Below are 13,233 nucleotides of genomic sequence, written 5' to 3' on the forward strand. Positions count from 1 at the left end.
AGCAATGAACACCGACACAGTAACCCGCTTTCTGGCCCGCCCGAGGCGGAGTCAACACGAATGAACGTAGGTATCCTCTACTCCCGGATCCGCAAAGACGAGAAGCTCCTGCTCAACGAGCTTCGCGAGCGCGACCACGAGATCACGAAGATCGACGTGCGAAAACAGCAGTTCAACGTCCACGACCCGCCGGAGATCTTCGAGGGCGTCGACATCGTGCTCGATCGGTGTCTGGCGACCAGCCGGAGCCTCTACGTGACGCGCTTCTGTGAGGCCTACGGGCTCCCCGTGGTCAACGGCCCCGACACCGCGGAGACCTGCGCCGACAAGGTGAAAAACAGCCTCGCGCTCGCGAGCGCGGGCGTCCCGACGCCCGATACCGACGTCGCGTTCACCACCGAGGCCGCCCTCGAAAGCATCGAGCGCTTCGGCTACCCCTGCGTTCTCAAGCCCGTCATGGGGTCGTGGGGGCGGCTGATGGCCAAACTCGAGTCGCGCTCGGCCGCCGAGGCGGTCCTCGAGCACAAGGAGACGCTGGGTCACTACGAGCACAAGGTGTTCTACATCCAGGAGTTCGTCGCCAAACCCGACCGCGATATTCGAGTGGTGGCCGTCGACGGCGAACCGATCGCCGCGATGGCCCGTTCCTCCGAGCACTGGCTGACCAACGCGGCGAAAGGGGCCGAAACCGAGGTGTTCGAGCCCGACGCGGAGGCCCTGGAACTGGTCGCGCGCGCGAGCGACGCGGTCGGCGGCGGCCTGCTCGGGATCGACCTGATGGAGACCGAGGAGGGATACACCGTCCACGAGGTCAACCACACCGTCGAGTTCAAGGCGCTCAACGAGGTCGTCGACGTCGACGTGCCCTCGAAGGTGGTCGACTGGCTCGAAGCACAGGTCCCGGCCGAGGCAGAGGTGACCGTCTGATGGCGGACGGGGAGAGTTCGGAAGCGCTCAGCGCGGGCGTCGTCGGCGGGAGCGGGTTTACGGGCGGGGAGCTTCTCAGGCTCCTGGACGGACACCCGAACTTCGAGATCGCACAGGCGACGAGCCGATCCTACGAAAACAAGACCATCGGCTCGGTCCACCCCAACCTGCGGGGGCGAACGCTTCGTTTCTCGGATCCCACGGATCTCGAGTCGGTGGACGTGCTCTTCGCGGCGACTCCTCACGGCGTGTCGATGGAGCGCATCGACGCCTTCGAGGACGCGGCCGATACGGTCGTGGACCTCTCGGCCGACTTTCGGCTCGACACGGAAGAACAGTACGAGGAGTGGTACGACGGCCACAGCGCGCCGGAGTACCTCGAGAAGAGTGTCTACGCGCTGCCCGAGCGCTATCGCGAGGAGCTTCCGGGTGCCGAGTTGATCGCCTCGGGGGGCTGTAACGCCACCGCGACGATGCTCGGACTCGGCCCGCTGTTCGACGCCGGACTGCTCTCGGGCGACGAGCAGGTCGTCGTCGACGTGAAGGTCGGCTCCTCCGAGGGAGGTTCGGGCGGCGGCGCGGCCTCCTCGCACCCCGAGCGCTCGGGGATCGTCCGGCCCTACGCGCCGACGAGCCACCGCCACGAGGCCGAGATCGAACAGGAGTTCGGGATTTCAGTGTCCTTCACCGTCCACGCGGTCGACATGATCCGCGGGGCGAGCGCGACCTGCCACGTCTTTCCCGACGGGCCGGTCTCGAAGAAGGAGCTGTGGGGTGCGTACCGCGAGAGCTACGCCGACGAGCCGTTCATGCGGATCGCTTCCGGTGGTGGTGGCGTCTATCGCTACCCCGAACCGAAGGCCGTCGCCGGGACGAACTACGGCGACGTGGGCTTCGAGCTCGATCCAGCTAATAGGAGAATCGTCGTCTTCTCGGCGATCGACAACATGATGAAGGGCTCGGCGGGTCAGGCGGTTCACGCCGCGAACGTCGCGCTCGGACTCGAGGAGACGGCGGGCTTGGAGTTCCAGGGCCTGCATCCCGTGGGGGCTCCATAATGACTTCGCCAAGACGTTCCTGCTCGCGGTGCTGCGCGGTCGCCAGCACGATAAGTGCTGGCTGCCAGAGGGATCAAGGGTCCCTCGCAGGCTGCGACTCGTCTAGTCACATCTGCTCGCGGGCAAAGCCCGTTCGCACGGCTCGAGGGACTCCATCGGAGTCCCTCGCTGCTCGCCACCGGAGGTGGCTCGCGTGACCGTCGTCGTCAAGATCGGCGGCGCGCGCGCCGTCGAACCGGAGGGCGCGCTCGCGGACGTCGCACACCTGACGGCCAACGGCGAGCGGGTCGTGGTGGTCCACGGCGGCTCGACCGCGGTCGACGAACTCTTGGCCGATCTCGGTCGAGACCCCGAGTACGTCACCACGCCGGGCGGCGTCACCGGGCGCTTCACCGACGAGAAGACGATGGAGGCGTTCACGATGGCGATGGCCGGCCGGGTCAACACCGACCTGACGACGGCGCTTCGCAACGAGGGCGTCAACGCGCTCGGGCTTTCAGGAGTCGACGGCGGCCTGCTGACCGGGGCCCGTAAATCCGCGGTCAGGGTGATCGAGGACGGCAGGAAGAAGATCAAACGCGGCGACCACTCGGGGAAGATCGAGTCGGTCAACGCCGACCTGCTCGACACGTTGCTCGAAACGGGCTACACGCCCGTCGTGAGCGTTCCCATGTTGGCTGACGACGGCGTCGCGGTCAACGCCGACGCCGATCGTGCCGCCGCGGCAGTGGCGGGCGCGCTCGATGCGTCGCTCGTGGTTCTCACCGACGTTACGGGCGTCTACGAGGACCCCGACGACCCCGAGACGTTGATCGAGAGCGCCGAGGCGCCCGCCGAGTTGGAGCGCGTCGAGGAGGCCGCCGAGGGGTTCATGACGAAGAAGGTGATGGCCGCGAAGGAGGCGCTCTCGGGGGGCGCCCGCGAGGTGATCGTCTCCGATGCGAACCTCAACGATCCCATACTGGCGGCGCTCGACGGCCACGGCACGCGCTTCGGTCGCGGCGCGCTCGGAGGTGAGGACGAATGACGGGCGGGTTCGTCTTCTCGGAGAAGCCGATCCGTATCCAGCGCGGCGAGGGGCCGTATCTGTACGACGACTCCGGTACTGAATACCTCGATTTCGGCGCGAGCTACGCGGTCACGCCCGCGGGCCACTGTCACCCCGAGGTGGTCGACGCCGCGAAAGACCAGTTAGAGGAGCTGATGTTCGTCCAGGCCTCGTATCCCAACGACGCGCGCGACGCCTGCTACGGGAAGTTGGCGAGCGTGGCACCCGGCGACATCGACAACGTCTGGCTCTGTAACTCGGGCACCGAGGCCAACGAGGCGGCCCTGAAGTTCGCGCGCAGCGCGACGGGACGGAAGAAGATCGTCGCCACCCGCCGGGGCTTTCACGGCCGGACGATGGGCGCGCTCGCCGCCACGTGGAAGCAGAAGTACAAGAAGCCGTTCGAGCCCCTCGCGGGAGCGTTCGAGGCGGTGCCCTACGGTGACGCGGAAGCGCTCGCCGAGGCCGTCGACGAGGAGACCGCCGCGGTGATCGTCGAGCCGATCCAGGGCGAGGGCGGGATCAACCCCGCACCCGAGGGCTACCTCGCGGCCGCCCGCGAGGCCTGCGACGAGACGGGCGCGGCGCTCGTCTTCGACGAGATTCAAACGGGTTTGGGACGGACGGGCGAGTTCTGGGCCTGCGAGCACGACGGTGTGGTGCCCGATATCCTGACGAGCGCGAAGGGACTCGCGAGCGGCCTGCCGCTCGGGGCGACCCTCTGTCGGGACTGGATCGCCGAGGACGCCGGCCCGCACGGCTCGACCTTCAGCGGGAACCCCGTGGTCTGTGCGGCCGCCTCGGCGACGCTCGACGTACTCGTCGAGGAGGATCTACCCACCCACGCCGCCGAAATGGGGACGTATCTCCACGAGGAGATCGAGGCCGCGGACCTGCCGATCCGCGATATCCGGGGGAAGGGACTGATGACCGGGATCGAGGTCAAACGGGGCTCCAATCGCCTCCTGCGGGACCTCGCGTTGAACCACCGGGTGCTCGCGCTGCCGGCGGGTCGGTCGGTTCTCAGACTGTTGCCGCCGCTCGTGATCGACGAGGCGCACGTCGACCGGATCGTCGGGGCGCTCTCGGAGACGATGGGCGCGACCGCCGAATCATGAGCGTTTCGAGCGACTCGGCGCGCGACCTGCTGGTCGACCTCGTCTCGATCCCGTCGCCCTCGGGCGAGGAGCGCGCGGCCGCCGAGCGGTTGGTCGAGTTCTTCGAGGCCCACGACCGCGAGGTCCGGATCGACGACGTGGGCAACGTCCGCGCCCCCGCCGACGACCGCGTACTCTTGACCTCGCATATCGACACCGTTCCCGGGGAGATCCCCGTCAGGACCGAAAACGAGGTCCTCTGGGGTCGGGGTAGCGTCGACGCCACCGGCCCGCTGTGTGCGATGGCGGTCGCGGCCGTCAGTTCTGGAGCGAGCTTCGTCGGCGTCGTCGGCGAGGAGACCGACTCGCGGGGCGCCTGGCACCTGATCGAGGACCGCGAGGAACCCGACGCCGTGATCAACGGCGAGCCCAGCGGCTGGGACGGCATCACCCTGGGGTATCGGGGCATGCTCGCGGGCACCTACGTCGCCACCAGCGAGTCGGGCCACACCTCCCGACCCGAGCCCAACGCGATCCAGCACGCGATCGGCTGGTGGAGCCGCGTCGAGGAGCGTTTCGCGCCCGACGAGGACGAGGAGTGGGAGCCGGTCTTCGAGCGCGTGACGACCAAGCCCGTCTCGGTCGAGGGCGGAACCGACCCCGACGGGCTGTCGGTCTCGGCGACGCTCGACGGCCAGTTCCGCGTCCCGCCCTCGTTGACGATCGAGGAGGTCCGCGAGATGGCGGAGCACGAACTGTACAGCAGCTCGAACCGGTCGAGCGGGCGTGGCCCGCGAGACGGCGAACTCGGCCCCGACACCGACGCCGCGGGCACCGTCAACTGGGGGCGGCCGATCCCGCCCGTCATGGAGAGCCCGCGGACCGATCTCGCGCGGGCGTTCCGGGTCGCCATCCGCGGCGAGGGCGGCGACCCCCGCCTGCTTCGCAAGACCGGCACCAGCGACATGAACGTCTACGCCTCGGCGTGGGACTGTCCGATGGTGACCTACGGTCCCGGCGACTCGGACCTCGATCACGCGCCCGACGAACGCCTCGATCTGGCCGAGTACGACCGCTCCATCGCGGTGCTTCGGGAGGTCGCAAAGCGCCTATGACACGCCACTTCATCGACGTCGACGACCTGAGCGGCGAGGAACTAGATGAGGTCCTCGACCGCGGCGCGGAGTACAAGTGCGAACGCCGCGAGGGGATCGCCCACCCGGATCTGGAGCGAAAGACGCTGGGCATGCTCTTCGAGAAGCCGAGCACTCGTACCCGGGTCTCGTTCGAGACGGGGATGACCCAACTCGGCGGCCACGCCGTCTTCCTGGGCTCCGAGGACATCCAACTGGGCCACGGCGAGCCGCTGAAGGACACCGCGCGGGCGCTGTCGGGCTACGTCGACGCGCTCATGGCCCGCGTCTTCGAGCACGCGCACGTCGAGGAACTCGCGCGCTACGCGACGGTGCCGGTGGTCAACGGGCTGACCGACGACGCCCACCCCTGCCAGACGCTCGCGGATCTGCTGACCGTGCGGGAGACGTTCGACGATCTGGAGGACGTTTCCGTCACCTGGGTCGGCGACGCCAACAACGTCGCCCGATCGTTCGCGCTGGGCTGCGCCCTCGCGGGGATCGACCTCACCGTGGCGACGCCCCCCGAGTACGCGCTCGACGAGGACGTCGTCGAGCGGGCGGATTCGCTGGGAACGGCGCCGACGGTCACCGAGGACCCCAGCGAGGCGGTCGAGGGCGCGGACGTCGTCTACACCGACGTCTGGGTCAGCATGGGCCAGGAGGGCGAACGCGACGAGCGCCTCTCGGCGTTCGAGGGGTTCCAGGTGAACGGGGACCTGCTCGCTCACGCACCTGACGCGCGGGTGATGCACTGCCTGCCGGCCCACCGCGGCGAGGAGATCACCGACGACGCCATCGAAGGCGAGCGCTCGCTCGTCTTCGAGCAGGCCGAGAACCGCCTGCACGCCCAGAAGGGGCTGTTGTCGTTCCTGCTGGCGTAGCCCGGGCGAGGCGCGACGTCCGGCGATCGGAGCCGGGCGTCTCGGGCGAGCCGCCTACCGGACGACCGCGTAGACCGCGCCCAGCACCACGCCGTAGACCGCGTGGCCCACCATGCTCATGGGGTCGAAATTCGGCAGCGGCGGCGCCATCGGGAAGCCGACCGCCGAGAGCCAGACCGGCATGACGACCGCCGCGAGGGCGACCCAGAGGACGATCCCGTAGGCGAGTCCCACGCCGGCGAGCGTTCCGGTGCCCGAGAGGTCGCTCGCGCCGACGATCGCGCCGAAGACGACGCCCAGCACCGCGCTGTTGGACATGTGGATGATCCAGCCGGTGAGGCCGGCCGGTCCCTCGATCCCGTACAGCGCCGGAATCCCCATCTCGATGACGTCCGGCATCATCATGCTCATCATCGCGCCGAAGACCAGCCCGCCGACGAGACCGCCGACCAGTCCGGCCTGCCACGGTTCGAGGCGCGTTTTCGCCGTCGTCGCCGTCTCGGTTCGTGTTTCCGTGCTCATGAATCACCGGAGGCCTGCGACGATAGTAACGATTGTTCGGTAGGGTTCTCGGGGTGCACGGACGATGAAGGTTCATATATGTGAAGCGAACGCTGATTACGCGGAAGGCCGTCCTCGGAAACGGATGGCCGAACCGCTACGCGTCCAGCCGGGTGAACGTTCCGCCGGGGAGCTGATCGAGCTGCTCGACTCCGGCCGCCGGGTGCTGATCGAGGTCGAGATCGCCGGCACGACCCGCCAGGTCGCCCTCAGGCATCGAAACGGCGTCTACTACTGCGACACGCCGACGACGCTCCATACCCACGAGACGAGGGCCGGAATCAAGGAGTGTCTCGAGAACCAGGGGTATGCAGCCGAGAGCGAACGCTGATTACGGCCGGGCGATTCTAGAAGGGTGATGGCCGAGTCCGACGCCGACTTCCACGATCTCGTGCTGATGGACGAACCCGGATTCGAACACGTCATGGGGTGCGTGTTCGGGATTCAGGACCACGAGTGTCGGGCCTACGTCGAACTGCTGGACGTACCTGGGAGCACCGTCGCCGAGTTGGCCGAGGACTTAGAGCGGGATCGGAGCAACGTCAACCGGTCGCTCGCGACGCTCCGGGAGAAGGGGTTGATCGAACGGGAACGCCGACTGCTGGATTCGGGCGGGTACGTCTATCAACACACCGCGGTTCCGCTGCCCGAGGCCAAAGCGCGGATGCACGAGGCTCTAGAGGAGTGGAGCGAACGGGTCCACGGTCGTATCGACGAGTTCGGTTCGCCCGCGTAGCTAGGCGCTTTTGACCCCACGTACCCTCCACCCGACAATGAGTCTCGACCTCACCGACGAGGAGCCACCCGAAGCCGAGGACGGCGTCTGGCTGTCCTGTATCGAGTGTGGGGACGCGATCGCCCCCTTCGAGGACGTCGTCTACCGGTGTCCCGCCTGTTCGGGGCTGCTCGAGGTCCGCTACGGCGACCTGCCGACGTTCGAGGATTTCTCCGGACGCGGCGTCTGGCGCTACGACGCGGCGCTGCCCGTCGAGCGGGGGGTCACCATCGAGGAGGGCGCGACGCCGCTGTACGAGGTTCCTCGACTCGAAGGCGACCTCGGCGTCGAATCGCTCCGGATCAAACACGAGGGGATGAATCCTACAGGCTCTTTCAAGGACCGGGGCATGACCGTCGGCGTCGGGGTCGCCCATCGGTTGGGTGCCGACCGACTGGCCTGCGCTTCCACCGGAAACACCAGCGCCGCCCTCGCCGCGTACGGCGGCCGGGCGGGGATGGAGACGCTCGTCCTCCTCCCCGCGGGGAAGGTCGCGGCGGGCAAGATCGCACAGGCGAGCCTCCACGGCGCGCGCATCCTCGAAGTCGACGGGAACTTCGACACCTGTCTCGACATCGTGCAGGATCTGGCGAGCCAAGGCGAGGCCTACCTGCTCAACTCGCTGAACCCCTTCCGATTGGAGGGGCAGAAGACGATCGGCTTCGAGATCCTCGAACGTCACCGCGAGGAATATGGAGCCTTTCCCGACCGGATCGTCCTCCCCGTCGGGAACGCGGGCAACACCGCGGCGCTCTATAAGTGCTTCCGGGAACTCGTCCGGTCGGGATCGCTCGCCGAGAGCGAGGTCCCCAAACTCACCGGCGTGCAGGCCGAAGGGGCCGCGCCGATGGTCGAGGCCGTCGAGAACGGGTGGGACGAGGTGAAACGCTGGGAGGAGGTCGAGACGCGGGCGACGGCCATCAGAATCGGCAACCCGGTGAACGCGCCCAAGGCGCTGCCGGGGATCCGCGCGACCGGCGGCACCGCGGTCGCCGTCTCTGATGGGGAAACCACCGACGCCCAGCGCGCGCTTGCAAGCGAGGGGATCGGCGTCGAACCCGCCTCGGCGGCGAGCGTCGCGGGCCTGCGGAAACTACGCGAGGACGGAGTGGTAGGGAGCGACGACCGCGTGGTCTGTCTGACGACCGGTCATCTACTAAAAGACCCCGACGCGGCGGCCGAAGCCGGGGTAGAGCCCGAACCCGTGCCGAGCGATACAGCGGGCGTGTTGGAACACCTCGGCGAATGAGGCTTCGTTTTATAGCGAGGTCCGAACCGTGTCCGCCCCGTCGAGGGTGATGTACCGGGCCTCGATGATCCGCTCGTCGTCCTCCAACTGCTCGAGAATCTCGTCGCTCACCTCCTCGTCTAAGTCGTAAACGGTGATCGCCTCGCCGCCGATCGCCTCGCGGGCGTTGAACATCCCCGCGATGTTGATGTCGTTCTCCCCCAGTACCGTGCCGATGAATCCGATGGTACCCGGCTTGTCGTAGTTGCGCGCGACGAGCATGTGCCCGTGCGGAATGGCGTCGACCCGGTAGTCGTCGATCCGGACGATCCGGGGGTCGTCGCCGGCGAAGAGAGTACCGGAAACGCCGAGTTCCGTCTCGCCGTCGCCGTTCCCCACGGTAACGGTGACGACGCTGCGGAAGTCCTCCGCCTGGTGGCTCTTGGTCTCGGTGACGTCGACGCCGCGGTCCTCCGCGACCTGCGGGGCGTTGACGGCGTTGACCTGCCACTCCAGCGGCGAGAACACGCCCTTGAGCGCGCTCGCGGTGACGAGGTCGACCTCCTCCTCGGCGATCTCGCCGGCGTACGTGACGTCGACGCTCTCGACGCGCTCGTCGAGCAGTTGGGCGGCGATCCGTCCTGCGGTTTCGGCGAGTTCGATGTAGGGGCGCACGCGAGGGAACGCGCTCTTGTCGATCGAGGGCGCGTTCAGCGCGTTGATGACGGGTTCCTCGTTGAAGGCGGCGAGCACCTGCTCGGCCGTGCTGACGGCGACGTTCTCCTGTGCGGCCTCCGTGCTCGCGCCGAGGTGGGGCGTGACGATGACGTCCTCGACCCCCAGGAGGGGATTCTCAGGCGAGATCGGCTCCTCGGCGAAGACGTCGAGCGCCGCGCCCTTCAGGGTGCCCTCCTCGACGGCCGCCGCGAGCGCGCTCTCGTCGACGACGCCGCCGCGTGCGCAGTTGATCAGGTAGCCCCCCTCGAGCATCGCGAGTTCGTCGTGGCTGATCAGCCCCTCCGTCTCGGGGGTCAACGGGGTGTGGACCGTCAGGAAGTCCGCGCGTTCGAGACACGCCTCGAACTCGACGAGGTCCGCGCCGATCTGGTCGGCCCGGTCCTCGGAGATGTAGGGATCGTAGGCGACGAGGTCCATCCCGAGGTTGTTCAGGCGCTTTGCGACCTCCTGGCCGACGCGCCCGAGGCCGACGATCCCCAGCGTCTTGTTGTTGACCTCGGTCCCGAGGAAGTCGCCTTTCGCCCACTCGCCGGCCTTCAGCCGCGTGTGGGCCTGCGGGATCGATCGGGCGGCGGCGAACGTCATCGCGACGGTGTGTTCTGCGGCCGCCCGGACGTTGCCCTCGGGGGCGTTGGCGACGATCACGCCGTGTTCGGTCGCCGCGTCGATGTCGATGTTGTCGACGCCGATGCCGGCCCGCCCGACGATCACCAACTCGTCGGCGCCGTCGAGGACCTGCCGGGTCACCTCGGTTCCCGAGCGGACGATCAGGCCGTGAACGTCCCGGAGGGCCTCCTCGAGGTCGGCCCCGCCGTCGATCCCGTAGTCCGTGACGACCTCGTGGCCGGCCTCGCGCAGCGTCTCCAACCCCGCCTCCGCGATGGGGTCCGTAACGAGAATCCTCATGCGAGAGCAGTCCCCCGCGGCGGGGTTAACGCTTGTGTCATCGGCAGGGCTGGCCTTTCGTGCGGGTCGCTACCGCCCTTCACTGGGAGTGATGGACGAGCGGTGCTAGCCCCGTGTATGGCCGACGCCTTCGGACGGATGGTCGAGGACTTCCACCGGGATCGGTCGACCGAACGTCCGGTCTACCGCCGGGACGACGGGCGGGTGAGTGAAGCACACCTAGAGGGATATTTCGCCGACTACGACGAGTGGAGCGACCTCGAAAAACGGATGGTCGAGCGCGTTTCGGGATCCGTTCTCGACGTCGGCTGTGGCGTCGGGCGAACCGCCCTGTGGGCGCGACGGGAGGGCCACGCCGTGTGCGGGGTCGACCGGAGTCCCGGCGCGATCCGGGTCGCCCGCGTCACGGAACCGGGCGGACGGCTCGTCGCGGACCTGGACAACCCGACCCGTCCCGACGGGCGGGCGGAGCCGGAGTGCATGGCCGAACGAACCGTGGAGGACGGGCTTGCGTACCGGCGGTTCCGCGTCGAGTACGACGGGCGGGCGGGCCCGTGGACCGATCTGTTGATGGCGAGTCCGGCGGTCCTCCGCGGGGTCGTCGGGGAGACGGCGTGGACGGTCGAGGAACTCGTCGAGGGCGAGACGTCCGCCTACGCGGTCGTGTTGAGCCGGTAGGTGTCGGAAACGGAGGGTGTAAGTCGCCAGCGGGTCTCGTGGTCGGCGGTCCCCGTCGTGGGTGCCTCTGACGGTTTGCCGCGGTCGACACTGGGCCGGGTTCACGAAAATACCTGCCGTTCGCTGATTCGGCCCCACGACACCCTTGTCGTATGACCGGGAGCGCGTTGGATCGCGAGAGGACTCGTCGTTGATTCAGCGCACGAACGGCCCGAACGATCGTCCGACCCCGAGTTCCCCTCCGAGACGCCCGTTTCGGGGCGATCGGGCGGTCGGCGACCTATCGGATTCGTGTCCGATGCGCTGTCGTCTAGCGGGGAGGTTCGGCTCGCGTCGATGACCGCTCGGATTCGCGTCCCTGGCGGTCGAAGGGGTCTCATACTGTCGGTCATAACTACGTCCATCGCCGGTGACAACGACGGGTACTAGGCGCCGTTGATGATGAATCGTGCCACGGACGGTCATAGTCCCATGACCGACGGTATCAGTCGAGGGCGTCGCGGGCGACCCGCTTGTGGTCGGCGTGCCAGTTCGTGATCGCCCCGACGGGCCGGTACGCGAGGTCGAGGCCCTCGTGGGAGAGCGAGAGGTCGCCGCCGACGCGCTCGCAGCGGTAGGCGATGCCGACGAAGTCGTGGGGGCCGTACCGCCCGGGCGGTCGGTAGTAGACCCCGACGAGGTCCGCGACCCGGACGTCGAGGCCGGTCTCCTCGCGCGTCTCGCGGATCGCCGTCTCCTCGGGGGATTCGCCGGGTTCCGTGTAGCCCGAGGGGAGACACCACGTGCGGTCGTCGACGCGTTTCATCACCAGCAGGCGACCCTCGTCGTCGGTGACGACGGCCTTCGCACCGGTCTTGGGCGTGACGTAGCCGAGTTCGTCGGCGAGGCGGTCGCGGACCTCTTCGGACGGGCGTTCGAGCGCCTCGCCGTAGCCCTCGGCGGCGAGTTCGAGCAGGCGTTCGTAGCGCTCCCGGTCGTAGGGGTCGTCGGCGTCGACGAGGCCGTTTTTCGCCATCACGCGCAGTTCCTCGAACAGGGCGAGCGCGTCCATGCCGGGGGTGGGATGGCAGGGTTGAAAGCCTCCGCGAACGAACCCCGGACGATGACACTGGTGGCGTTCGACTTCGACGGGACCCTCTCGGACTCGGAGATGACCGTTCTGCTCGGCAGGCGGCTCGGAGTGGCGGGGGAGATGGCCGAGATCACCGAGCGCGCGATGAACGACGAGATCGGGTATGCGGAGAGCCTCCGCGAGCGTGCCGGCCTCCTGAAAGGGCTCTCGCAGGGGGAGGCCGAGGACGCCTACGGCGAGGTCCGCCTGCGGCCGGGGGCGGCCGGGTTGATAGAATCGCTCAACGAGGCGGGCGTCCACACCGCCGTCCTCACCGGCGGATTCGAACGCGGCGTCGAGCGCGCGCTCTCCCGCGAGGAGGTCACGGTGGACTCGATCGTCGCCAACCGCCTGCCCATCGAAGGCGGCGAACTGACGGGGGAGGTCGAAGGCTCCCTGATCGAGGGGACGAAGGACGACGCGCTCCGACGACTGGCGAGCGCACAGGGGGTCGATCCCGAGGAGACCGTCGCCGTCGGCGACGGCGCGAACGACCTACCGATGCTCCGGGTCGCGGGACTCGCCGTCGGCTTCCTCCCGAAGCCCGCGGTCGAACCCCACTGCGACGAACTCGTCACCGACATGGCCTCGCTGCGCCGCCTGTTCGAGGAGCGGGGAATCCTCCCTGCCGCCGAATGATTCAGACAATTCATTAAAGATAAAATAGGTAAATATTTCGTACTCCGGGTTTTGTACAATGTATGATCTGGCAAGATTTAGTGTTCCTCGTGGGCAGCAGCCTCTCGATCGTCTTCCTCGCGCCGACGTTACGCGACGTCGACGCGCGGGTCCCGCTGGCGACGAGTTTCCCATCGATGGCGATTGGGGCGGTCTACGCGACGACGTTCGCCTCCCTCGGGATGACTTTCTCGGCGGTCGGGTCGCTCGCGGCGGGCGGGATGTGGTGTCTGATCGCCCTGTTCCGGTCGCCGCCGCGGGTTCCCGAGACGGTGTTGACCCGCCCCGAGCAGGTGCGACTGTTCCTGACCGATCTGGGGCGGTGGGGCCGACGGACCCTGGGTCGTCGACGCGCCTTCGACCGGTACGTCCTCGAGTGAGGACCGAAACAGGGTAGTGAGTCGCCCCCTC

The 13,233-nt window shown here is 68.1% G+C and carries 15 protein-coding genes; 12 read left to right on the forward strand and 3 right to left on the reverse strand.

What is annotated here, in order from left to right:
• The first annotated feature begins 60 nt into the window (after positions 1–60).
• The 6 genes from lysX (at position 61) to argF (ending at position 6,147) form a co-directional block, all read left to right on the forward strand.
• Positions 61–927 (forward strand): lysine biosynthesis protein LysX, encoded by an 867-nt coding sequence (gene lysX, locus QRT08_RS12860; RefSeq protein ID WP_286046366.1) that lies wholly within the window; start codon positions 61–63, stop codon positions 925–927.
• Positions 927–1,985, forward strand: coding sequence for an N-acetyl-gamma-glutamyl-phosphate reductase (gene argC, locus QRT08_RS12865; RefSeq protein ID WP_286046367.1), 1,059 nt, complete (start codon positions 927–929; stop codon positions 1,983–1,985). Before lysX ends, argC begins: the two co-directional genes overlap by 1 nt.
• Positions 1,986–2,139: 154 nt before the next feature.
• Positions 2,140–3,012, forward strand: coding sequence for an acetylglutamate/acetylaminoadipate kinase (locus QRT08_RS12870; RefSeq protein ID WP_483299963.1), 873 nt, complete (start codon positions 2,140–2,142; stop codon positions 3,010–3,012).
• Positions 3,009–4,151, forward strand: a complete 1,143-nt coding sequence (locus QRT08_RS12875; RefSeq protein WP_286046369.1) for an aspartate aminotransferase family protein — start codon at positions 3,009–3,011, stop codon at positions 4,149–4,151. Before QRT08_RS12870 ends, QRT08_RS12875 begins: the two co-directional genes overlap by 4 nt.
• Positions 4,148–5,245, forward strand: coding sequence for a [LysW]-lysine hydrolase (locus tag QRT08_RS12880; protein WP_286046370.1), 1,098 nt, complete (start codon positions 4,148–4,150; stop codon positions 5,243–5,245). The genes QRT08_RS12875 and QRT08_RS12880 overlap by 4 nt, the downstream gene beginning before the upstream one ends.
• Complete coding sequence (argF, locus tag QRT08_RS12885; protein WP_286046371.1) at positions 5,242–6,147, forward strand: ornithine carbamoyltransferase; 906 nt, start codon at positions 5,242–5,244, stop codon at positions 6,145–6,147. The genes QRT08_RS12880 and argF overlap by 4 nt, the downstream gene beginning before the upstream one ends.
• A 54-nt stretch (positions 6,148–6,201) precedes the next feature.
• On the opposite strand, the gene QRT08_RS12890 is transcribed toward argF, so the two are convergent.
• Positions 6,202–6,669, reverse strand: coding sequence for a histidine kinase (locus QRT08_RS12890; protein ID WP_286046372.1), 468 nt, complete (start codon positions 6,667–6,669; stop codon positions 6,202–6,204).
• Between the two features lie 124 nt (positions 6,670–6,793).
• On the opposite strand from QRT08_RS12890, the gene QRT08_RS12895 reads away from it, so the two are divergent.
• The 3 genes from QRT08_RS12895 to thrC are packed head-to-tail and all read left to right on the forward strand — an operon-like array spanning position 6,794 to position 8,732.
• Positions 6,794–7,039 (forward strand): DUF8001 family protein, encoded by a 246-nt coding sequence (locus tag QRT08_RS12895; protein ID WP_286046373.1) that lies wholly within the window; start codon positions 6,794–6,796, stop codon positions 7,037–7,039.
• Between the two features lie 27 nt (positions 7,040–7,066).
• Positions 7,067–7,444, forward strand: a complete 378-nt coding sequence (locus tag QRT08_RS12900; protein WP_286046374.1) for a helix-turn-helix domain-containing protein — start codon at positions 7,067–7,069, stop codon at positions 7,442–7,444.
• A 37-nt stretch (positions 7,445–7,481) separates the two neighbouring features.
• Positions 7,482–8,732, forward strand: coding sequence for a threonine synthase (gene thrC, locus QRT08_RS12905; RefSeq protein ID WP_286046375.1), 1,251 nt, complete (start codon positions 7,482–7,484; stop codon positions 8,730–8,732).
• Between the two features lie 9 nt (positions 8,733–8,741).
• Here the strand turns inward: thrC and serA are convergent, their stop codons facing one another.
• Positions 8,742–10,355: a phosphoglycerate dehydrogenase gene (serA, locus tag QRT08_RS12910; RefSeq protein ID WP_286046376.1), complete on the reverse strand. Its 1,614-nt coding sequence runs from the start codon at positions 10,353–10,355 to the stop codon at positions 8,742–8,744.
• Between the two features lie 117 nt (positions 10,356–10,472).
• Between serA and QRT08_RS12915 the strand changes: the two genes are divergently transcribed.
• A complete protein-coding gene (locus QRT08_RS12915; RefSeq protein ID WP_286046377.1) occupies positions 10,473–11,033 on the forward strand; it encodes a class I SAM-dependent methyltransferase in 561 nt (186 codons plus the stop codon).
• A 484-nt stretch (positions 11,034–11,517) separates the two neighbouring features.
• Here QRT08_RS12915 and QRT08_RS12920 read toward each other — a convergent pair whose 3' ends face one another.
• On the reverse strand, positions 11,518–12,084 hold the full coding sequence (locus QRT08_RS12920; RefSeq protein WP_286046378.1) for an NUDIX hydrolase N-terminal domain-containing protein: 567 nt from the start codon (positions 12,082–12,084) through the stop codon (positions 11,518–11,520).
• A 51-nt stretch (positions 12,085–12,135) separates the two neighbouring features.
• On the opposite strand from QRT08_RS12920, the gene serB reads away from it, so the two are divergent.
• Both serB and QRT08_RS12930 read left to right on the forward strand, forming a co-directional pair.
• Positions 12,136–12,783: a phosphoserine phosphatase SerB gene (gene serB / locus QRT08_RS12925; RefSeq protein WP_286046579.1), complete on the forward strand. Its 648-nt coding sequence runs from the start codon at positions 12,136–12,138 to the stop codon at positions 12,781–12,783.
• 62 nt (positions 12,784–12,845) lie between these two features.
• Positions 12,846–13,202 carry a hypothetical protein gene (locus QRT08_RS12930; RefSeq protein ID WP_286046379.1) on the forward strand — a complete coding sequence of 119 codons (357 nt, stop codon included), beginning with the start codon at positions 12,846–12,848 and terminating at the stop codon, positions 13,200–13,202.
• Positions 13,203–13,233 lie beyond the last annotated feature (31 nt).

The sequence above is a fragment of the Halalkalicoccus sp. NIPERK01 genome (assembly GCF_030287405.1).
Taxonomy (GTDB): domain Archaea; phylum Halobacteriota; class Halobacteria; order Halobacteriales; family Halalkalicoccaceae; genus Halalkalicoccus.